The sequence below is a fragment of the Brevibacillus laterosporus genome (assembly GCA_007833815.1).
Taxonomy (GTDB): domain Bacteria; phylum Bacillota; class Bacilli; order Brevibacillales; family Brevibacillaceae; genus Brevibacillus_B; species Brevibacillus_B laterosporus_D.
In genome coordinates this window covers 637,567-658,935 of sequence record CP033464.1, presented here as the reverse complement: position 1 = coordinate 658,935, position 21,369 = coordinate 637,567, and the positions used below count along the sequence as shown (strand labels likewise).

Below are 21,369 nucleotides of genomic sequence, written 5' to 3'. Positions count from 1 at the left end.
ATCAAAATAGATAAATGAGCGACCGCTCAGAATAAATGCGTGAACACCTTTTGCAAAAAAATGGGTCAAATTGTAAAATTTGAATGAATAGTCATTCATTTTTTCTGATACTTCTGATAAGATAAAACAAAAGAAAAATTCACACTCAAACGCAACTAAAATATGCATGAGAGAAAGGGAGCTGGAAGATATGGAGATCCTACCACTATTAAATTTGATTGCCTTCTTCCTTGTGCTGGCTTATGGGCTATATCTTGTAGCGCATCTGTTGTACAGCCGGTATCTGTTTATCAAGTTGGGGAAAAAGCCAGACATAAAGGACGACTTTAAAACCCGCTTGAATTTAATCATTCAGAACGTATTTTTGCAAAAGAAGCTCTTAAAAGATAAGAAGAGCGGTATTATGCACGTTGTCATTTTCTATGGTTTTATTATTTTGCAATTTGGTGCCATTGAACTTATTTTAAAAGGGCTCATTATAGGTTATGAGTTGCCGTTTGGTAGTGCCCACAAGTACTTTAGCTTGATGCAGGAAATAACCGCTATGTTGATTATCATAGCTATAGGTTATGCGTATTACCGACGTTATGTGGAGAAATTAAAGCGCTTAAAACGAGGTTTAAAATCAGGGTTAGTCATTATCTTTATCAGTTCGCTGATGGTAACAGTTCTTGGCTCGCTCGCTTTCGAACAACTATGGTTAGGGCATGAGGGCTCTGTCTTTGCTCCGTTCTCAACGGCTATCGCATTTGTGTTTGCAGGAATAGGTAAAACGGCGGCAGCCGCTTTGTTCTTTTTCTTCTGGTGGGCGCATCTACTCATTTTGCTGAGCTTTGCTGTCTATGTTCCGCAGTCCAAGCATGCTCACTTGATCTTTGCTCCCTTCAATGTCTGGTATAAAAAACTGGACCCGCCAGGCAAACTCTCTACTATCAACTTTGAAGATGATACTCAGGAAGTTTTCGGAAATGGGAAGATAGAAGATTTTACACAAACGCAACTAATTGATTTATATGCTTGTGTAGAGTGTGGACGCTGTACCAATATGTGTCCTGCTTCTGGAACTGGCAAGATGCTCTCTCCTATGGATATCATCGTGAAAATGCGAGATCATTTGACGGAAAAAGGTGCAAGTGTTACTTCACGGACACCGTGGATGCCTACTTTTGCATTTACAAATACAAAAGCTAACCAGATTGCCCTACAAGCTGGAGAAGTGGCGGCTACCGCTGAAGGTGTCACTGCTGTAGAAAATGTATATGATAAAGCATTAATAGGCGACGTGATTACGGAACAGGAATTGTGGGCGTGTACGACCTGTCGTAACTGTGAAGATCAATGCCCAGTTATGAACGAGCACGTGGATAAAATTATCGACATGCGTCGTTATCTAGTTATGACAGAGGGTAGTATGCCACAAGAGGCTCAACGTGCATTAAACAATATCGAACGTCAGGGTAACCCATGGGGAATCAATCGTAAGGATCGAATGAAATGGATGGAAGGTCTAGATGAATCATATGAAGTGCCTACAGTAAAAAATACCGAGGAGTTCGAATATCTGTTTTGGGTAGGAGCTATGGGTTCTTATGATAATCGTAGTATGAAAATTACGCATGCGTTTATTAAGTTAATGCACGAAGCAGGTATCAAGTTCGCCATTCTTGGTAATGAAGAAAAAAACTCCGGTGACACAGCACGACGTATTGGTAATGAATTTTTGTTCCAACAATTAGCGCAAGAGAATATTGCCTTATTTGAAGGCTATGATGTCAAAAAGATTGTGACCTGTGATCCACATGCTTTTAATACCTTTAAGAATGAGTACCCTGAGTTTGGTTTGCAGGCAGAGGTGTATCACCATTCTGAATTGTTGGTTCAATGGATTGAAGAAGGACGTCTTACACCTAAGAAAGAAGTGAAAGAGCGAATTACGTATCATGATTCATGCTATCTAGGGCGGTATAACAATATTTATGATATGCCACGCCAGATTTTGCAAGCAATTCCAGGCGTGGAGATTGTAGAGATGAAACGAAGTCATTGTGACAGCATGTGCTGTGGAGCTGGTGGCGGATTGATGTGGATGGAAGAACACGAAGGCACTCGCGTCAATGTTGCACGTACGGACCAAGCTTTAGACGTTAATCCAACAGCTATCGCAAGCGCTTGCCCATACTGCTTAACAATGATGGATGATGGGTTAAAAATGAAAGAAGTTGAAGAACAAGTGAAAGCAAGAGACATCGCTGAAATTTTAGCTGATGCCATGTAAAGATTAACAAAGAGAGCGGTGGTCTATGGACTGCCGCTTATTATCATAATAAATTGACTAATGCGAATAGAACGTGCAAAATAAAAGTATAAAATGAACGACCGCTCGATCGGATTTTATTGTTTCAACGATGTAGCATGTAGACGAGGAGGAATGGCATGAATACAGTCGTAGTTGGGGCAGCTCGGACGCCTTTTGGTAAGTTTAATGGTGCATTAAAGGAAGTGTCCGCTGTGGAGTTAGGATCATTGGTAATCAGGGAAGTGCTGATCAGAGCTAAGGTCGATCCTCAAACAGTTGATAAGGTAATTATGGGTATGGTCGTGCAAGCAGGTGCTGGACAAATTCCATCAAGGCAAGCCGCACGAAAAGCGGGTCTCCCATGGGAAGTAACCAGTGAGACAATCAATAAGGTATGTGCTTCAAGCATGCGTGCAGTGACCATGGCGGATCAAATCATTCGCTGTCAGGATGCAGAGATTATTGTAGCTGGCGGAATGGAGAGCATGAGTAATGCACCTTATGCAATGCCACAAGCAAGGCAAGGTTTTCGAATGGGCGATAATCTTGTAAAGGATTTAGTGTTACATGATGGACTTACTTGTGCATTTGATCAGGTACCTATGGCAGTCCATGGTAGTAATGTAGCCGCAGAATACGACATTACCCGAACAGAGCAGGATTCTTGGGCATATCGTAGTCAACAACGTGCGACCAAAGCCCGAGAAGTGGGGTATTTTACAGAAGAAATCGTTCCCGTTCCTATTCCGCAACGAAAAGGGGAGCCGCTTTTCGTAACCGAGGATGAAGCTATACGCCCAGATACAACACTGGAGGGATTGGCTACATTAGCCCCGGTATATAAAAAGGATGGAACCATTACAGCAGGAAATGCGCCTGGACTCAATGATGGGGCGGGAGCTCTTGTACTAATGTCTGAACAAAAAGCTGAGGAGCTAGGCGTCAAACCTTTGGCAACGATTCTTGGGCATGTGGAAGTGGCTGCGGAAGCTCCCTATATTGCGACTACACCTGGACTCGCTATTCAAAAGCTATTGCAAAAAACAGGAATAGGCCTTGATGAAATCGATCTGTTTGAAGTAAATGAGGCATTCGCCGCTGTCACACTGACCAGTGGCAAAATCGTTGGATGGGATGAGGAGAAGGTTAATGTAAACGGCGGTGCGATTGCGCTTGGTCATCCGATCGGAGCAAGTGGTGCGCGGATTATCATAACTCTTATCCATGAATTACAACGACGTGGTGGAGGCTTAGGAATAGCTGCTATTTGCAGTGGAGCCGCTCAGGGGGATGCTATTTTACTACGTGTTGAGTCATCCGGTGGCATGTAACTACTCCTTATGTAATAACAGTACATTTGAAAATAAATCTGCATCATTTTTGACAGAAAAGGAGCAGGGTATATGAGCATTCAAACAATTATGGTCATAGGCGCAGGACAAATGGGGAGCGGTATTGCTCAGGTGGCGGCACATGCTGGATTTCAGGTGATCTTACATGACCAGGCAACCTCTTTTATCGAAAGAGGTCTGGGCATCATCAATAAAAATTTAAACAGGCAAGTTGATAAAGGCAAGCTGACAGAAGAAACAAAAGGCAAAATTCTCACCCGTATTACTACCACAACAGAGCTTACAAGTGCTAAGGCTGCGGATGTGGTTATTGAAGCAGTGGTTGAGAATATGCAAGCAAAAACCGAAATCTTTAAAAAATTAGATGAAATTTGTCTACCACATACCATCCTAGCAAGTAACACCTCCTCACTACCCATTACAGAAATTGCAGCGGTCACAAAACGTCCAGAACAGGTTATCGGCATGCATTTTATGAACCCTGTGCCTGTGATGAAACTAGTGGAAATGATTCGTGGCTTACAAACATCTGATGAGGTCTATCAAACCATCGAAGAATTGGCTAAACGACTGGATAAAATACCAGTTAGCTGTAAAGACTTCCCAGGTTTTATCTCAAATCGTGTATTAATGCCAATGATTAACGAAGCAATCTACTGTGTATATGAAGGGGTCGCTACTCCTGAAGCAGTGGATGACATTATGAAGCTAGGTATGAATCATCCGATGGGACCTATTACGTTAGCCGATTTTATTGGACTGGATACATGCCTCTACATTATGGAAGTACTCTATGAAGGATTTGGGGATTCCAAATATCGCCCTTGTCCATTATTACGCCAATATGTGAAAGCTGGCTGGCTAGGTCGCAAATCAGGAAGAGGGTTTTATGTGTATTCCTAATTGGTGGTACATGGAGCGCCATATAAGTAGTGGCAACTAGAAAATTGCAAAGAGGAAGGATTTTGACTATGGAGCTTCACTTTACAGAGGAACAGAAAATGATGCAAAAAATGGTAAGTGATTTTGCCAAAAAAGAAATTGCGCCATTTGTTGCCCATATGGAAGAAACAGAAGAATTCCCCCGTCCACTGATTGCTAAAATGGCTGAGCTGGGTCTAATGGGAATTCCGATTCCGGAAAAATGGGGTGGTTCTGATTCGGATTTTATTTCTTATGTGATTGCGATAAATGAAATTTCCAAGGTAAGCGCCACACTAGGAGTAATCTTATCAGTTCACACATCTGTCGGTACCACCCCCATTTTGTACTATGGAAATGAAGGGCAAAAGCAAAAATATATCCCGAAGTTGGCAAGTGGAGAATATCTGGGGGCTTTTGCTTTGACAGAGCCCCAAGCAGGTTCCGATGCAGCGCGTATTCGTACTTCTGCTGTACGCCAGGGTGATCATTATGTATTAAATGGTAGCAAAATTTTTATTACCAATGGTGGTGAAGCGGATACGTACGTAACATTTGCCGTGACGGACGCTACAAAAGGAACCCATGGAATTTCTGCTTTTATTGTAGAAAAAAGTACACATGGCTTTACGGTTGGAAAAAAAGAAAAGAAGATGGGACTTCATGGTTCTAATACAACGGAGCTCATTTTTGAGAATGCAATGGTTCCTATAGAAAATCTGCTAGGCGAGGAAGGAAAAGGCTTTGGTATCGCCCTGTCTAATCTAGATGTAGGTCGGATCGGTATTGCAGCTCAAGCACTGGGCATAGCCGAAGCTGCGTTGGAATATTCAGTACAATATGCGAAAGAACGTAAGCAATTTGGTGCTTCAATCGGAAATCAGCAAGCAGTGGCTTTTAAACTGGCAGATATGGCTACTCAAGTGGAAGCAGCTCGATTACTCGTGTATCACGCAGCATCCCTACGCCAGGAAGGTTTATCATGTGGGTTGGAAGCATCTATTGCTAAAAAGTTTGCCTCTGATGTTGCCATGAAGGCAGCAATCGAGGCGGTACAGATTTTTGGAGGATATGGCTACACAAGGGAATATCCTGTAGAGCGTTTGTTCCGAGACGCTAAAATTACGCAAATTTATGAAGGAACAACAGAAATTCAACAACTGGTCATTTCTAAGCATTTGCTTACTAAATAGAACAACAACATGCAGGGAGTGTGGAGAAAATGGACTTTCGTCTAAATGAAGAACAGGAAATGTTACGTAAAATGATTAGAGAATTCGCTGAGGATCAAGTAGCCCCGACTGCTGCAGAACGCGATGAAGAAGAGCGATTTGATCGTTCTATTTTTGAACAGATGGCTGAGCTAGGTCTTACAGGTATCCCATGGGACGAGAAATATGGTGGAGCAGGAGCTGACTACCTCAGTTATGTGATTGCTGTGGAAGAGCTGTCTAGAGTAGATGCATCGATCGGTGTAACCTTGTCTGCGCACGTCTCCTTAGCAAGCTGGCCGATTCATAAATTTGGTACAGAAGAGCAAAAGCAAACATTCCTACGTCCACTTGCAGAAGGTAAGAAAATGGGTGCGTACTGTTTGACAGAAGCAGGGTCTGGCTCTGATTCAGCAGGAATGCGAACAACTGCTGTTCGAGATGGTGATCATTATGTACTCAATGGCAACAAAATTTTTATCACGAATGCAGGCGAAGCAGAGATTTATCTGGTCTTTGCGGTGACGAATCCTGATCTAAAGCACAAAGGCGTCACAGCATTCATTGTGGAAAAAGGCATGCCAGGGTTCTCTATGGGTAAAAAGGAGAAAAAATTAGGGATTCGTTCCTCCCTCACACTAGAAGTCATTATGGAGGACGTACGTGTACCGGTAGCGAATCGTCTGGGAGAAGAAGGGCAAGGCTTCAAAATCGCCATGATGACACTAGATGGTGGACGAAACGGAATTGCCGCTCAAGCTCTTGGAATTGCTCAAGGTGCTTTTGAACATGCTTTAGGTTATGCAAAAGAACGTATTCAGTTCGGGAAACCCATTGCAGCGTTGCAAGCCATTCAGTTCAAGCTGGCAGATATGGCTACCCAAATCGAAGCAGCAAGATTGTTAACGTATCAAGCAGCTTGGTTGGAAGATAAAGGCTTGCCATATGGGAAAGCATCAGCCATGTCTAAAGTGTTTGCTGGAGACATTGCGATGCAAGTAACGACAGAAGCTGTGCAAGTGTTTGGAGGATATGGCTATACGCGCGAGTATCCAGTAGAAAGATTCATGCGTGATGCTAAAATTACGCAGATTTATGAAGGAACCAATGAAATACAGCGCGTGGTTATCAGCAATCTGCTGTTAAAAGAGTAGGGAGCTGACCTACGTGCATCCGATAACCAAGCGAATACTGGCAGGAGATGTTCGCGCGGCTGCCAGAGCGATTACCTGGATTGAAGATGGTTTTCCTGAAAAGGGGCAAGTGTTACGAGAAATTTTCCCGCATACTGGTAAAGCAAGATTGATTGGTTTAACTGGTTCGCCAGGAGCAGGTAAGAGTTCACTAGTAGATGCATTAATCACTTATTTGCGTTCACAACAGATATCAGTGGGGGTCGTTGCGGTAGATCCCACTAGTCCATTCACTGGTGGTGCCTTGCTAGGGGATCGCATTCGTATGCAACACCATGCCCCTGACCGAGGCGTCTTTATAAGAAGTATGGGCACGCGGGGAAATTTAGGTGGGCTGTCTCGAAATACGAAGGAAGCAGTACGTGTTCTGGATGCCTATGGTTGCCAAGTCATTATTATTGAAACGGTAGGGGTTGGGCAATCTGAATTAGACATTATGAAAATTGCTGATACAGTCGCTGTTGTGCTAAATCCGGGAAGTGGAGACACTGTTCAGGCATTTAAGGCTGGCATTATGGAGATTGCTGATCTATTTGTCATTAACAAAGCAGATTTACCTGGTCTGGATAAACTACTGACAGAGATTGAACAGATGATAGAGATCGTCAAGCATGATGCAAGCTGGCAGCCTCCTCTTGTACGCACAATTGCAACGGACCGAGTTGGTATAACTGATTTGTGGCAAGCTATCAATACACATAGGGCATTTCTAGCTGAATCGGGCGAAGGAGAGAGGCGCAGATCTTATCACTTGCACGAAGAAGTGATGGAGTTAGTTAATCAAAATCTTTATCGCGTCATGATGCAAGGAATTAAAGAAGGTGTGTTTGCTAATGAGCTATATGAGGTAGCCAACAGACAGGTAGATCCTTATCACGCAGCAGAAAAAATGGTACGTATTTTTTTACAACGATAGCTCATGGGTCACTTTTTGTTACAAGTCTGGCACGATTAGCTGAAAAAATAGGATTGTAGCATAATTTGTGGATTAGTATAATGGGGAGAAACCAGAGACGCTTAGTCAAATTGGTGAAAGGTGGCTTATTCGGTGCAAGAACGTAAGAAAGTAATCCCTTCCTTGGTGAAGGACCCAAAACTAATCGAAAAACGGCGTGAACAAATTATTGAGGCAGCCGTTGACCTTTTTATACACAAAGGATTCCATAAAACAACCACGCGGGAAATTGCCCGTGCTTCCGGCTTTAGCATTGGAACGCTATATGAGTACATTGAGTCAAAGGAAGATATCTTATATTTGGTTTGTGACTCTATTCATAATGAAATGGAAGAAAGACTGCGTGAAGCCATTACCTATAATGGTTCTGGTCTCAAAAGCCTCAAGCTTGCGTTAAAGAGCTTAATTCGCGTGATGGATCAAGTAAATGATCGTGTGTTATTAATCTATCAAGAGACCAAATCGTTGCCGCGTGAAGCGATGACCTATGTGTTACGTCGAGAAGATTCTATTACAGGTATTTTCGAAGAGATTTTGCATAAGGGAATGGAAGATGGTTCCATTCGTACTGATGAGCGCTATGTGAAGCTAATGGCTAACAACATTATGGTATTAGCAGAAATGTGGGTGTTCCGACGTTGGACACTTGGCAGGAGCTATACCCTTGAGGAGTACATCGAAAGACAGACAGACTTGCTTCTGCGGGATATCAGCGGAGACGAATAGAGCCATCCCATAGATAAGGGGAGGCTGACAAGGTGAAAACAGAAGTCTATCGTCCGACCAATAAAGTTCGTTTTGTAACAGCAGCAAGTCTCTATGACGGGCATGATGCTTCCATAAATATTATGCGTCGAATTTTGCAATCTTCTGGAGCGGAAGTGATTCATCTAGGTCACAACCGCTCTGTCATAGAGATTATTGATGCTGCCATTCAGGAAGATGTGCAGGGAATTGCCATCAGCTCCTACCAAGGTGGGCATGTAGAGTTTTTTAAATATATGATCGATTTGCTACGAGAACGCGGTGCCAGTCATATTCGTTTATATGGCGGAGGAGGTGGCGTAATCGTACCTCGAGAAATTCGTGAGCTAGAGGAGTATGGTGTATCCAAGCTCTTTTCACCAGATGATGGCAGAGAGCTAGGGCTTCAAGGCATGATTAACACGATGATTCGAGAATGTGACTTTCCGACAGTAACTTCCCTACAAAAGGAAATTGATCTGTTACAGGAGAAGAATGATCAAGCGGTTGCTCGTTTAATTACATTGGCAGAGTATGATGTAGCCGATAAAAAATGGTTTACTCAAGTTAGAGAAACGCTAGCTAATCTTACTGATGATGTACCTGTCGTGGGTATTACCGGTACGGGTGGAGCAGGTAAAAGCTCGTTAACAGATGAATTAGTCCGTCGTTTTTTGTATACGTATCCTGAAAAGACAATTGCCATTCTGTCTATAGATCCATCTAAACAAAAAACAGGTGGTGCTCTGTTAGGTGACCGTATTCGAATGAACGCAAATAATACGCCCCGCGTTTATATGCGTAGTTTGGCGACTAGACAATCCGGATCAGAGCTGTCTCTGGCACTGCAAGATGCGATCCAGGTAGCTAAGTCTGCTTGCTTTGATTTAGTCATCGTGGAAACAAGCGGGATTGGACAAGGGGATGCTCGCATCAGTGAGCTTTGTGATTTGTCGCTGTATGTGATGACAAGTGAATATGGTGCCCCTACTCAATTAGAAAAGATTGATATGCTTGATTTTGCCGATTTGGTTTCCATTAATAAATTTGAGCGAAAAGGTTCAGAGGACGCTTTACGTGAAGTACGAAAACAATATCGTCGTAATCATCAATTATTTGAATGGGAAGATGAGAAGCTACCGATCTATGGTACGATTGCTAGCCAATTTAACGATCCAGGTACCAATGCTCTTTTTGCGGCCTTAATGCGAGCGGTCGTTCAGAAAAAGCAGCTTGGTTGGGAGGTTGAACAGTTAGACCCAACACCGATCTTAGCTCATAAACCACCACTCATTCCGTCTGAACAAATTACGTATCTACAAGACATAGCCAATACGGTTCGTAATTATCGCAAGTATAGTGAAGAACAGGCAGGCTATGCGCGCAAACTGTATCAATTAAACGGAGCTTGCAAAATTTTAACAGAGCAGGGCGCAGACGAAGCAGTGCTTGCTCAATTAGCTTCTCAAATTAGGTTATTTGAAGAGAAACTACATCCTGAATCGAAAAAATGGTTGGAAAATTGGCCAAAACAAAAAAACTTGTATAAACAGGATCAGTTCGTTACTAAAATTCGAGATAAAGAATTAGTCACACAACTATTTTCAACCTCACTTTCTGGAACCCGGATTCCTAAAATTAGCACCCCAACCTTCCATGACTGGGGCGATCTACTATCGTGGTCTATGAGAGAGAATGTACCAGGAGAGTTTCCGTTTACTGCTGGCGTCTTTCCTTTTAAAAGGGAAGGGGAAGATCCACGCCGTCAATTTGCAGGCGAAGGATCGCCAGAACGTACTAACAAACGATTCCACTTTCTATCTAAAAATGACGATGCAAAACGACTAAGCACTGCGTTTGATAGTGTGACCCTATATGGTCAAGATCCTCATGAACGACCAGACATCTATGGAAAAATCGGGACCAGCGGGGTTAGCATATGTACGCTGGATGATATGAAAAAGCTATATGCGGGCTTTGATCTTTGTGCACCGTCCACTTCTGTTTCCATGACGATAAATGGGCCTGCGCCAATGATTTTAGCTATGTTTTTAAATACGGCCATTGAACAGCAGGTAGAGAGGTTTGTAGAGAGAGAAGGACGCCAACCGTCTGGAGAAGAGTTTGCGCAAATTAAAGCCTATACCTTATCGAACGTACGGGGAACAGTTCAAGCTGATATTTTAAAAGAAGATCAGGGACAAAACACCTGCATTTTCTCTACGGAGTTTGCACTTCGCATGATGGGGGACATACAGGCGTATTTTATTGAAAATAAAGTGCGTAATTACTATTCTGTTTCTATTTCAGGCTACCATATAGCAGAGGCCGGGGCTAATCCAATTACGCAATTAGCATTTACACTTGCAAATGGATTTACGTACGTAGAGTATTATTTAAGCCGTGGCATGAAAATTGACGAATTTGCTCATAATTTATCCTTCTTCTTCTCTAATGGTCTTGATCCTGAATATACCGTAATTGGGCGGGTAGCTCGTCGGATTTGGGCAATTACCATGAAAAATCGTTATGGTGCTAATGAACGTAGCCAAAAATTAAAGTATCACATCCAAACGTCAGGACGCTCTCTTCATGCCCAAGAAATGGATTTTAATGACATTCGGACAACTTTACAGGCGCTTATTGCTATTCATGATAACTGTAATTCCTTGCACACCAATGCTTACGATGAAGCGATCACGACACCTACTGAGAATTCAGTGCGTAGAGCAATGGCAATCCAAATGATTATTAATAAAGAACTTGGCTTGGCAAAAAATGAGAACCCCTTACAGGGTGCTTTTATCATTGAAGAGCTGACTGATCTAGTAGAAGAGGCTGTATTACAAGAATTTGAACGTTTAAGTATGCGTGGTGGAGTGCTAGGAGCTATGGAAACACAATATCAACGAGGTAAGATTCAGGATGAGTCAATGTATTATGAAATGAAGAAGCATTCTGGGGATTTACCGATCATCGGGGTTAACACTTTCTTAAATCCAAATGCTTCTGAAGATGACTATGAAATTGAATTGGCAAGGGCAACAGAAGAAGAAAAGCAACAACAGATCGATAATGTGCGTGCTTTCCAACAAAGACATGCGCAACAAATTCCTGGAGCTTTGAAGAAGTTGCAAGAGGCTGCGTTAACCGGTGGTAATGTATTTGTAGAACTGATGGAGGCGGTTAAAGTAGCTTCCCTTGGTCAAATCACTACTGCTTTGTATGAAGTAGGCGGACAGTATCGACGTAATATGTAAAGCGGATGATGCCCCAGTAGTAGAAGATTTCTTCTGGGGTATTTCTGTTGCTTTTTAAAATTCATAAAATGTAAATACTTGGGAAAATTCCTGCTTGACAGGTAACAGTAGTCGGACTAGTCTGAAATAATTAGCGCTTTATAGTGGAGAAAGGGGAAGATTTTCTCGTGCACATACATATTTTTCAAGATATTGTTTGCCCCTGGTGCCGCATAGGCATTGCTTCATTGCAGGCAACGCTTTTAGAGTGGCAAGGAGAGGAGATAAACCTTCACTATCATGCTTATAATCTTGATCCTTATTTACCTATAGAGGGAGTATCCTTTCAAGCATATATGGGGAGTCTGCTAGGGAGCAAAGAACAATTGAGTAAAACTTTAGAGCATGTGACCACTACCGGTAAGGAAATAGGATTGCGTTTTTGCTTTGATCAAATAAAAATTCGCTCTCATCCTGACCTAGCTCAATGTCTATTAAAACTAACGCCTCTTGCTCAACAAACAACTATGTTGGAGACCCTACATCGCGCTTACTTTGAACAAGGTTTAGATATTGGAAACATGGAAGTTTTGTTACAAATTGCTAATACCTTTGGGCTAGATACAATTGAGATTGAGGAAAGATTGCTAAGTGGAGAGCTAGCAGTTAATCTAAAATCAGATTATGAAATAGCTGATCACTATGAAGTGAAGGTCGTTCCATTTTTTGTGATAAATCAAAGTCTAGTTGTAACTGGAGCCCAAACTAGCCTAACCTTTTTGCAAGCGCTGGAGAAGGTAGCTTCTGAAGAATAATAGTGGGAAAAACTGCATCAATCATGCAAGAGAAAATGTAGAGATAAACAGATGAAGAAAGCTTTTCTTTTTGCAGGGTTTGAATCACTTGCATTTTCGGATAAAATAGGGAATACTGTATGATAGCCAAGTTTTGTTTGAAAGGACGTGCCTTGCTTGAGTAAATTACTTCAGCAATATAATGACGAGAATTTGCAAGAGATGGCGATGGTTGATATCGCTTATGAAATCCTGAGAGAAACGAACCGCCCTTATAATTTCCGTGAGCTTATGAACGAAATTGCTAAATTGCGTAATCTGACAGAAGAACAACTGATGGCAGTCATTGCTCAAGTGTATACAGAAGTAAATATTGATGGTCGTTATGTATGTATCGGTGAGAATACGTGGGGACTAAAACGTTGGTACGCAACGGAAGCGGTTGAAGAAAGTCAAGAAGGCGGCGTCAAGAAGAAAAAAGCTGCTGTTGTAGATGACTTTGATGACTTCGATATGGAAGATGATGTTGTTGAAGTATTTGAAGAGGAAGATGACATCGCCCTGTTCGAAGAGGAAGAGGAAGAAGAAGATGAAGACTTTGTCGATGAGGAAGAAGTAGATTCCGATGAGGAAATTGAAGCCATCGATGAAGAAGATGAAGAACTAGAAGATGAAGAGCTTTTTGAAGATGAAGAAGAAAACGAGGAAGAAGACGAAGACGATCAGGATATTGAGAAGTAAGCATAGATCGACTTTGCCGACTTTACCCTTGACTTTCATTTCTGCCCATTATAAAATACTTTTTGGGCTTCACATGAAGATTTGTCATATATGAAAGAATAACAAACAAAAGCGCCCCTATTCAGCAGAAATGTTGAGATAGGATACCGCTTTTGTTTTTTCTATTTGTAGCACCCTACTTAATAACTGTTCATCAAAAATGTTGAAATAAGGGAAAAGAGGGGACGTAGGCGATATGGCGAAGTATATATTTGTTACAGGTGGGGTCGTTTCCTCGCTAGGAAAAGGGATTACAGCCGCTTCACTAGGACGTTTGCTAAAAAACAGAGGATGTAAGGTCACCATTCAAAAATTTGATCCGTATATAAATGTTGACCCAGGAACAATGAGTCCATTTCAACATGGTGAAGTATTTGTAACCGATGATGGTGCTGAAACAGATTTGGATTTGGGCCACTATGAGCGTTTTATTGACATTAACCTGAGCGCTAACTCTAACGTAACAACCGGGAAGATTTATTCTACAGTTATTAGTAAAGAACGTCGTGGTGATTATTTGGGAGGTACTGTACAGGTTATCCCACATATCACTAATGAAATTAAAGAACGTGTATTCCGCGCTGGTCGTGAAACGAATGCAGATGTTGTTATCACGGAAATCGGTGGAACAGTAGGGGATATCGAGAGCTTGCCTTACCTTGAAGCGATTCGTCAAATCAAGAGCGATGTAGGTGTTTCGAACGTCATGTACATTCACGTAACACTGATCCCGTATATTCGAGCAGCTGGCGAAATGAAAACAAAGCCAACACAGCATAGTGTAAAAGAATTGCGTAGCTTGGGAATTCAGCCAAATGTGATTGTAACAAGAACGGAACAGCCACTGTCTCAAGATATGAAGGATAAGCTTGCTCTGTTCTGCGATATTGATGAAAATGCTGTGATCGAATGTCGTGATGCAGATACGTTGTATGAAGTACCACTAATGTTACAAGAGCAAGGCTTGGATGATTATGTATGCAAACACTTTGGACTTTCTTGCCCAGAAGCGGATATGACCGAGTGGAGAGCACTTGTTGAACAAGTGAAAAGCTTAAAACATAATACGCGCATCGCGATTGTAGGTAAATATGTAGAGCTACACGATGCTTATCTTTCTGTAGCTGAAGCTCTTTACCATGCTGGTTTTGCTAATGATACCGATATTGAAATTAAATGGGTCAATTCTGAGGAAGTTACGGATGAAAACGTAGCTGAAATCTTGGAAGATGTTCATGGTATCTTAGTTCCAGGTGGTTTTGGAGATCGTGGGATCGAAGGGAAGATTTCTGCAACTCGCTATGCTCGTGAGCAAAAGATACCATTCTTTGGAATTTGTTTAGGAATGCAAGTAGCAGTTATTGAATATGCTCGTCATATGCTTAATCTAACTGGTGCAAATAGCTCAGAGATTGATCCTTCTACTAACTATCCGGTTATTGATCTATTGCCAGAACAGAAGGATATTGAAGATAAAGGCGGCACGATGCGTCTTGGTCTTGGACCAACAAAAGCGAAAGAAGGCACGATGGCAGCGCAAGCTTATGGCAGCACGTTGATTTATGAGCGCCATCGCCATCGTTATGAAGTTAATAATGAATACCGGGATCAACTGGAAAAATCAGGTTTAGTTATTTCCGGTACGACACCAGACGGTAAATTAGTAGAGATGGTTGAGTTGAAGGAACACCCATGGTTCTTAGCTGCTCAGTTCCATCCAGAATTTACCTCCCGTCCGAATCGTCCTCAACCGTTATTCCGTGAGTTTGTGAAAGCTGCATTTCTTTCTCATCAATAAATAAGATAAGAAAATCAATATCTTTTAAATAGCTACAGGCTGTCGGATTCTATCGACAGCCTGTTTTTGTTATGAGCTAAGAAGCCCGTTGTAGCAAGGTAGAATATCAATTAGTAAGAAATCGTGAGCAATGTTAAAAGTAACGAAATTTTGGAAAATTATGGAATAAAATAACTTGCTACATGAAGCTGGAAAAATAAAGATAGAATGTGGCAGGATTTCCGATTAGCAAGGCGTATTTTAGTAATTACAAGCAAAGGAACGAGGGGGAAGCAATATGCAGGACAAGAAGGTACTAGTCGTGGATGACCAGTACGGCATCCGCATCCTACTATACGAGGTATTGGGTAAGGAAGGATACTGCACTTTTCAGGCGGCTAACGGCAAACAGGCACTCGAAATCGTCGAAAATGAGTCTCCAGATCTCGTTATTTTAGATATGAAGATTCCCGGAATGGACGGCATAGAAATTTTAAAACACATTAAGAAAATCAATAAAGATATTAAAGTAATTATGATGACTGCGTACGGTGAATTAGACATGATCAAGGAAGCAACACAACTGGGAGCGCTTACTCATTTTACCAAACCATTTGATATTGATGAATTGCGCTGTGTAGTCAATCAACAGTTAGTCAGTTAGTCACAAGTTCTCTGTTAATAAAGGGGGCGTTGTGGTATAATAACCCCGTATTATAAGTAGTGAAATACAGAGAGTTTAGGATTAGGAGGACATACTGAAATGCAATTAGTACCTATGACCGCCTTTATTGAGGACGCAAAGAAAAATAAGTATGCTGTTGGACAATTCAATTTGAACAACCTAGAATTTACGCAAGCGATTACCGAAGCTGCTATGGAGGAGAAATCCCCTGTAATTTTCGGAGTTTCCGAGGGTGCTATGCGTTATATGGGTATTGAGTATACAGTAGCAATGGCTAAAGCCGCTGCAAAAACTGCTGGCGTACCAATTGCGCTACACTTGGATCATGGTAGCAACTTTGATGTTGTTATGAAATGTATCCGCGCTGGATTCTCTTCTGTTATGTTCGATGGTTCTCACCATTCCTTCGAAGATAACATCCGTTTGACTAAACAAGTTGTAGAAGCTGCACACGCTGTAGGCGTATCCGTTGAGGGTGAGCTTGGTACAATCGGCGGAGTAGAAGATGATCTACAAGTAGCTGAAGAAGATGCTAGCTTGGCTAAACCAGAAGAAGCTATTCGTTTCTGGGAAGAGACTAAAGTTGACTACTTGGCTATTGCTGTTGGTACTGCTCACGGTATGTACAAAGGTGAACCAAAAATCCATTTCGATATTATCGAAAAAGTAGTGAAAAACATCGGAGCTCCAATCGTATTGCACGGTGGATCTGGTGTACCAGACGAAGCGATCCGTCAAGCAATCTTGCACGGTGCTGGTAAAATCAACGTAAACACTGAAAACCAAGTTGCTTGCACAGCAGCAATTCGTAAAGTGTTGGCTGAAAAACCTAACGAAATCGATCCTCGTAAATACATGGGTCCTGCTCGTGAGGCAATCAAGCAAACTGTTATCGAGAAAATTCGTTTGTTTGGAAGTAATAACCGCGTCTAAACCAGGAGGGTTCCCATGCGTTTCTTCATAGACACAGCAAATGTTGATGAAATTCGTGAGATTCATGAGTGGGGAGTCGTTTCCGGCGTAACCACCAATCCATCTCTCGTAGCCAAGGAAGGCCGCGATTTCATCGAAACATTAAAAGAGATTCTTGATATTGTTGATGGTCCTATCAGTGCAGAAGTTATTAGCATTGACTCAAAAGGTATGATCGAAGAAGGAGAAAAACTAGCTAGTCTATCCAAAAACATCGTCATTAAAGTGCCGATGACAGAAGAAGGGCTAAAAGCTGTAAAGATTTTCTCTAAACGCAAAATTAAAACCAATGTAACATTAGTTTTTAACGCGAACCAAGCTTTGATGGCTGCAAGAGCCGGAGCTACTTATGTATCCCCGTTCCTTGGCAGACTGGATGATATTGGTTATGACGGCATGCAACTCATCGCAGACATCACAGAAATCTTTGCTGTCCATGATATAGAAACGGAAATTATTGCAGCAAGTATTCGTCATCCACTACATGTGACAGACGCTGCAAAACTTGGGGCGGATATTGCTACCATTCCTCATAAAGTGTTTAAACAACTCTTGCAGCATCCTCTGACTAGCAGTGGAATTGAGAAATTCCTCGCTGATTGGGAAGGTATGCAAAAGTAAATCAAACCGAAAAGCACCTTTTCCAGTGGAGAAGGTGCTTCTTTACCTTAATAACCTCTTCCATCCTCGTTTCCTCTTTGTTTCCCATTAAACATGTAAATATAATAAGGTTGATTACAGCCTGTGAAGCATGAAGGACTAGACTATCTGTAATAGAGGGTATATTCTGAATAGGTGCAAGAACATCATTTAGGGAGATTAAATGTATGGATAAATTGCTAATACAGGGTGGAATCCCATTGTGTGGAAAAGTAGGGATCAGCGGAGCGAAGAATAGTGCTGTTGCGTTAATTCCAGCTGCAATTCTCGCGGATGGTCCAGTTGTCATTGAGAATTTGCCACATATTGAGGATGTGGAAATTTACGTAGAACTCCTACGGGAGATGGGTGCAGATGTTTTATTTGAGGATGATTGGATAGAAATAGATGGACGTTCCATCTCCGAAACATTTATGCCTAATGGCAAGGTAAAAAAATTACGTGCTTCTTACTATTTATGGGGCGCACTACTAGGCAAGTTCAAAGAAGCGCAGATTGGACTGCCAGGTGGTTGTGATTTGGGACCAAGGCCGGTTGATTTGCATATAAAAGGCTTTGAAGCCCTTGGTGCAGTTGTTGAAAATCGAAAAGGTGTTATGATCATTCGTGCCGAGCGTTTGAAGGGTGCGCGTATTTATATGGATTTGGTTAGTGTAGGCGCTACCATTAACATCATGTTGGCTGCGGTATATGCAGAAGGTATCACAACAATTGAAAACGCTGCACATGAGCCAGAAATCGTCGATGTAGCTACCTTATTAAACAATATGGGTGCTAAAATTTCTGGTGCAGGAACAGATGTAATTCGTATTCAGGGTGTAGACAAATTGCGTGGTTGCCGACATACTATAATACCGGACCGCATTGAAGCCGGAACATATATGATTGCTGCTGCTGCCACCGGTGGAGATGTTACGGTAGAAAACGTGATTTCAAAACATATGGAACCCGTTTCGGCCAAACTTCGTGAAATAGGTGTGGAAATAATTGAAGGTGACGATACTATCCGGGTTATCGGACGAAAAAATTATCGTGCAGTCGACATTAAAACGAGTCCATATCCTGGCTTCCCTACTGATTTACAACAACCTATGACCACATTGTTAACACAATCGCAAGGAACAAGCATTGTCACTGATAATATATATAGTGCAAGGTTCCGTCATGCAGATGAGTTAAGACGCATGGGAGCAACCCTAAAAATTGAAGGGCGATCCGCTGTGTTGGAGGGACCTTCTAAGTTGATGGGCACAAAAGTTGTAGCTTCTGATTTGCGAGCTGGGGCAGCCTTGGTAATAGCTGGTTTGCTTGCTCAGGGAACGACAGAAGTTGAGGGACTTGAACATATCGACAGAGGTTATGAAAATCTGGTACAGAAACTTCAAAATCTTGGTGCCAGAGTTACGCGAGAAAAGCTGCATAAAGCCGAACAAAAATGAGGGGGAACAATCCAGATGGAGCGCAGTCTCACACTTGAATTGGTTCGTGTAACAGAAGCGGCCGCTTTGGCTTCCGCAAGATGGATGGGTACGGGGAAAAAGGATGAAGCAGATGGAGCGGCAACGCAAGCGATGCGATCAGAATTTGAAAATATACCCATGGATGGTGTTGTAGTAATAGGGGAAGGCGAAATGGACGAAGCGCCTATGCTCTATATTGGAGAAAAATTAGGGCAAGGAATTGCACCCTTTGTAGATGTTGCAGTTGATCCACTTGAGGGTACTAACATAGTAGCTAATGGTACATGGAATGCTATCTCTGTCATTGCGATTGCCGATAGAGGGAATTTGTTACATGCACCTGACATGTATATGGAAAAAATTGCAGTAGGTCCAAAAGCAGTGGGGAAAGTAGACATTGATGCTCCAATACGTGATAATCTAAAAGCAGTCGCTTTAGCTAACGGAAAAGATATGAGCGATTTGGTTGCCTGTGTGTTGGATAGGGATAGACACAGTCGCATTATTGAAGAAATTCGTGCAGCTGGAGCGCGTATAAAATTAATTCCTGATGGAGATGTAGCGGCAGCGATTAATACTGCCTTTCCTGATACAGGGGTGGACATTCTTTTTGGATCAGGTGGAGCTCCAGAAGGGGTATTAGCAGCTGTAGCTCTAAAATGCTTAGGCGGAGAGATTCAAGGCAAGCTATTACCTCAGAGTGATGAAGAGTTGCAACGATGTTTGAAGATGGGCCTGACCAACCCGCACCAGGTTTTGCATATGGATCAGTTGGTTAAAGGTGATGATGCCATCTTTGCAGCTACGGGTGTTACAGATGGGGAATTGCTACGTGGTGTTCGTTTTCAGGGAATGAGAGCAACAACACATTCTGTGGTTATGAGGGCCAAAACAGGAACGATTCGTTTCATTGAAGGTAACCACCGCTTAGAAAAGAAGCCTCGCTTAGTATTATAGGTAATTTTTAGGAAACAATAAAAGTAGAAAGTGCAAAGAGTGGTGGAATAATACGTGCTTTTATCAGAATTAGAAGAAAAGAAATTAACCGATTTGTATAAGTTGGCAAAAGACTTTCAAATTCCTTATTACTCACAACTTAAGAAGAGGGAATTAATCTTTGCCATATTACGAGCTCAGGCTGAGAGAGACGGGCTTATGTTTATGGAAGGCGTGTTGGAAATCTTACCGGAAGGGTTTGGTTTCCTTCGCCCCATTAATTATTTGCCTAGCCCGGAAGATATTTATATTTCTCAGTCTCAAATTCGTCGTTTTGATTTAAGGAATGGCGATTTAGTATCTGGGAAAGCGAGAGCACCGAAAGACACAGAACGTTACTTCGGATTATTGCAAGTAGAAGCTGTTAATGGTCAAGACCCTGAGATGGCATCTGAAAGACTGCATTTCCCCGCCTTAACACCGCTGTATCCTCAAGAAAAACTCGCGTTGGAAACGTCACCTACTAAGCTTTCTGTTCGTTTGATGGATATGCTTGCACCTGTTGGTTTGGGACAGCGCGGATTGATTGTAGCGCCTCCTAAGGCTGGTAAAACCATGTTGCTAAAAGAAATTGCCAATAGCATTTCTACTAATAATCCAGATATTCATCTATTTGTTTTACTTATTGATGAACGACCAGAGGAAGTAACAGATATGCAACGGTCTGTTAAAGGAGAGGTCATAGCGTCTACCTTTGATGAGGTGCCGGAGAACCACATTAAAGTGGCAGAATTGGTATTGGAACGAGCGAAACGCTTAGTAGAACATAAGAAGGATGTTGTCATTCTCCTAGACTCCATCACCCGTTTAGCTCGTGCCTATAACTTGGTGATTCCGCCAAGTGGTCGTACGCTATCAGGTGGTATTGACCCTGCGGCTTTCCATCGTCCGAAAAGATTCTTCGGTTCAGCTCGGAACGTTGAAGAGGGTGGTAGCTTAACAATCTTAGCTACGGCTTTGGTAGAAACCGGATCTCGTATGGATGATGTTATTTATGAAGAATTTAAAGGGACAGGTAATATGGAATTGCATTTGGATCGTAAATTGGCAGAACGACGCGTATTCCCAGCTATTGATATTAGACGATCTGGTACACGTCGGGAAGAAATGCTTTTGTCCAAAGAGGAATTGGATAAGCTGTGGTTAATTCGTAAAAACATGAACGAAAGTCATGAATTTGTGGAAACCTTCTTGAAAAAATTAGGTGATTCTAAAACGAACGAGGAATTTTTACAAAGTCTCGATACCATCAGCCCAGCAAAGACATCAAAAGGTAAGACATATACAACATCGACGACGGCGGGTTAATCCCCCGTCATTTTTTTTAGATTGGC

17 protein-coding genes are annotated in these 21,369 nt (G+C 42.1%); all 17 read left to right on the top strand.

Features of this window, described 5'->3' with window-relative positions:
- Positions 1 to 190 precede the first annotated feature (190 nt).
- The 17 genes from EEL30_04400 to EEL30_04320 all read left to right on the top strand — a co-directional run bounded on the left by EEL30_04400 (position 191) and on the right by EEL30_04320 (position 21,343).
- Positions 191 to 2,275 carry a (Fe-S)-binding protein gene (locus EEL30_04400; GenBank protein QDX91678.1) on the top strand — a complete coding sequence of 695 codons (2,085 nt, stop codon included), beginning with the start codon at positions 191 to 193 and terminating at the stop codon, positions 2,273 to 2,275.
- Between the two features lie 158 nt (positions 2,276 to 2,433).
- On the top strand, positions 2,434 to 3,627 hold the full coding sequence (locus EEL30_04395) for an acetyl-CoA C-acetyltransferase (GenBank protein QDX91677.1): 1,194 nt from the start codon (positions 2,434 to 2,436) through the stop codon (positions 3,625 to 3,627).
- A 72-nt stretch (positions 3,628 to 3,699) separates the two neighbouring features.
- Entirely contained in the window at positions 3,700 to 4,551 is an 852-nt protein-coding gene (locus EEL30_04390) for a 3-hydroxybutyryl-CoA dehydrogenase (protein ID QDX91676.1), read from the top strand.
- Between the two features lie 68 nt (positions 4,552 to 4,619).
- A complete protein-coding gene (locus EEL30_04385) occupies positions 4,620 to 5,762 on the top strand; it encodes an acyl-CoA dehydrogenase (protein QDX91675.1) in 1,143 nt (380 codons plus the stop codon).
- Positions 5,763 to 5,791: 29 nt separating this feature from the next.
- Positions 5,792 to 6,934 (top strand): acyl-CoA dehydrogenase, encoded by a 1,143-nt coding sequence (locus tag EEL30_04380; GenBank protein ID QDX91674.1) that lies wholly within the window; start codon positions 5,792 to 5,794, stop codon positions 6,932 to 6,934.
- Positions 6,935 to 6,947: 13 nt separating this feature from the next.
- Positions 6,948 to 7,889 carry a methylmalonyl Co-A mutase-associated GTPase MeaB gene (meaB, locus tag EEL30_04375; GenBank protein QDX91673.1) on the top strand — a complete coding sequence of 314 codons (942 nt, stop codon included), beginning with the start codon at positions 6,948 to 6,950 and terminating at the stop codon, positions 7,887 to 7,889.
- Positions 7,890 to 8,021: 132 nt separating this feature from the next.
- Entirely contained in the window at positions 8,022 to 8,654 is a 633-nt protein-coding gene (locus tag EEL30_04370; protein ID QDX91672.1) for a TetR/AcrR family transcriptional regulator, read from the top strand.
- 32 nt (positions 8,655 to 8,686) lie between these two features.
- On the top strand, positions 8,687 to 11,932 hold the full coding sequence (locus EEL30_04365) for a methylmalonyl-CoA mutase (GenBank protein QDX91671.1): 3,246 nt from the start codon (positions 8,687 to 8,689) through the stop codon (positions 11,930 to 11,932).
- Between the two features lie 140 nt (positions 11,933 to 12,072).
- Entirely contained in the window at positions 12,073 to 12,726 is a 654-nt protein-coding gene (locus EEL30_04360; GenBank protein QDX91670.1) for a DsbA family oxidoreductase, read from the top strand.
- A gap of 156 nt (positions 12,727 to 12,882) precedes the next feature.
- Complete coding sequence (locus EEL30_04355) at positions 12,883 to 13,446, top strand: DNA-directed RNA polymerase subunit delta (GenBank protein ID QDX91669.1); 564 nt, start codon at positions 12,883 to 12,885, stop codon at positions 13,444 to 13,446.
- A gap of 235 nt (positions 13,447 to 13,681) precedes the next feature.
- On the top strand, positions 13,682 to 15,283 hold the full coding sequence (locus EEL30_04350) for a CTP synthase (protein ID QDX91668.1): 1,602 nt from the start codon (positions 13,682 to 13,684) through the stop codon (positions 15,281 to 15,283).
- A 277-nt stretch (positions 15,284 to 15,560) separates the two neighbouring features.
- Positions 15,561 to 15,926: a response regulator gene (locus tag EEL30_04345; GenBank protein ID QDX91667.1), complete on the top strand. Its 366-nt coding sequence runs from the start codon at positions 15,561 to 15,563 to the stop codon at positions 15,924 to 15,926.
- Between the two features lie 99 nt (positions 15,927 to 16,025).
- Positions 16,026 to 16,880: a class II fructose-1,6-bisphosphate aldolase gene (gene fba, locus EEL30_04340; GenBank protein ID QDX91666.1), complete on the top strand. Its 855-nt coding sequence runs from the start codon at positions 16,026 to 16,028 to the stop codon at positions 16,878 to 16,880.
- 15 nt (positions 16,881 to 16,895) lie between these two features.
- A complete protein-coding gene (gene fsa, locus EEL30_04335; GenBank protein QDX91665.1) occupies positions 16,896 to 17,540 on the top strand; it encodes a fructose-6-phosphate aldolase in 645 nt (214 codons plus the stop codon).
- Positions 17,541 to 17,746: 206 nt separating this feature from the next.
- Positions 17,747 to 19,018 carry a UDP-N-acetylglucosamine 1-carboxyvinyltransferase gene (locus tag EEL30_04330; protein ID QDX91664.1) on the top strand — a complete coding sequence of 424 codons (1,272 nt, stop codon included), beginning with the start codon at positions 17,747 to 17,749 and terminating at the stop codon, positions 19,016 to 19,018.
- A 15-nt stretch (positions 19,019 to 19,033) separates the two neighbouring features.
- The gene (glpX, locus tag EEL30_04325; GenBank protein ID QDX91663.1) at positions 19,034 to 19,996 is read left to right on the top strand and encodes a class II fructose-bisphosphatase; all 963 of its coding nucleotides are present in this window, start codon (positions 19,034 to 19,036) and stop codon (positions 19,994 to 19,996) included.
- Positions 19,997 to 20,050: 54 nt separating this feature from the next.
- Positions 20,051 to 21,343 (top strand): transcription termination factor Rho, encoded by a 1,293-nt coding sequence (locus EEL30_04320; protein QDX91662.1) that lies wholly within the window; start codon positions 20,051 to 20,053, stop codon positions 21,341 to 21,343.
- Positions 21,344 to 21,369 lie beyond the last annotated feature (26 nt).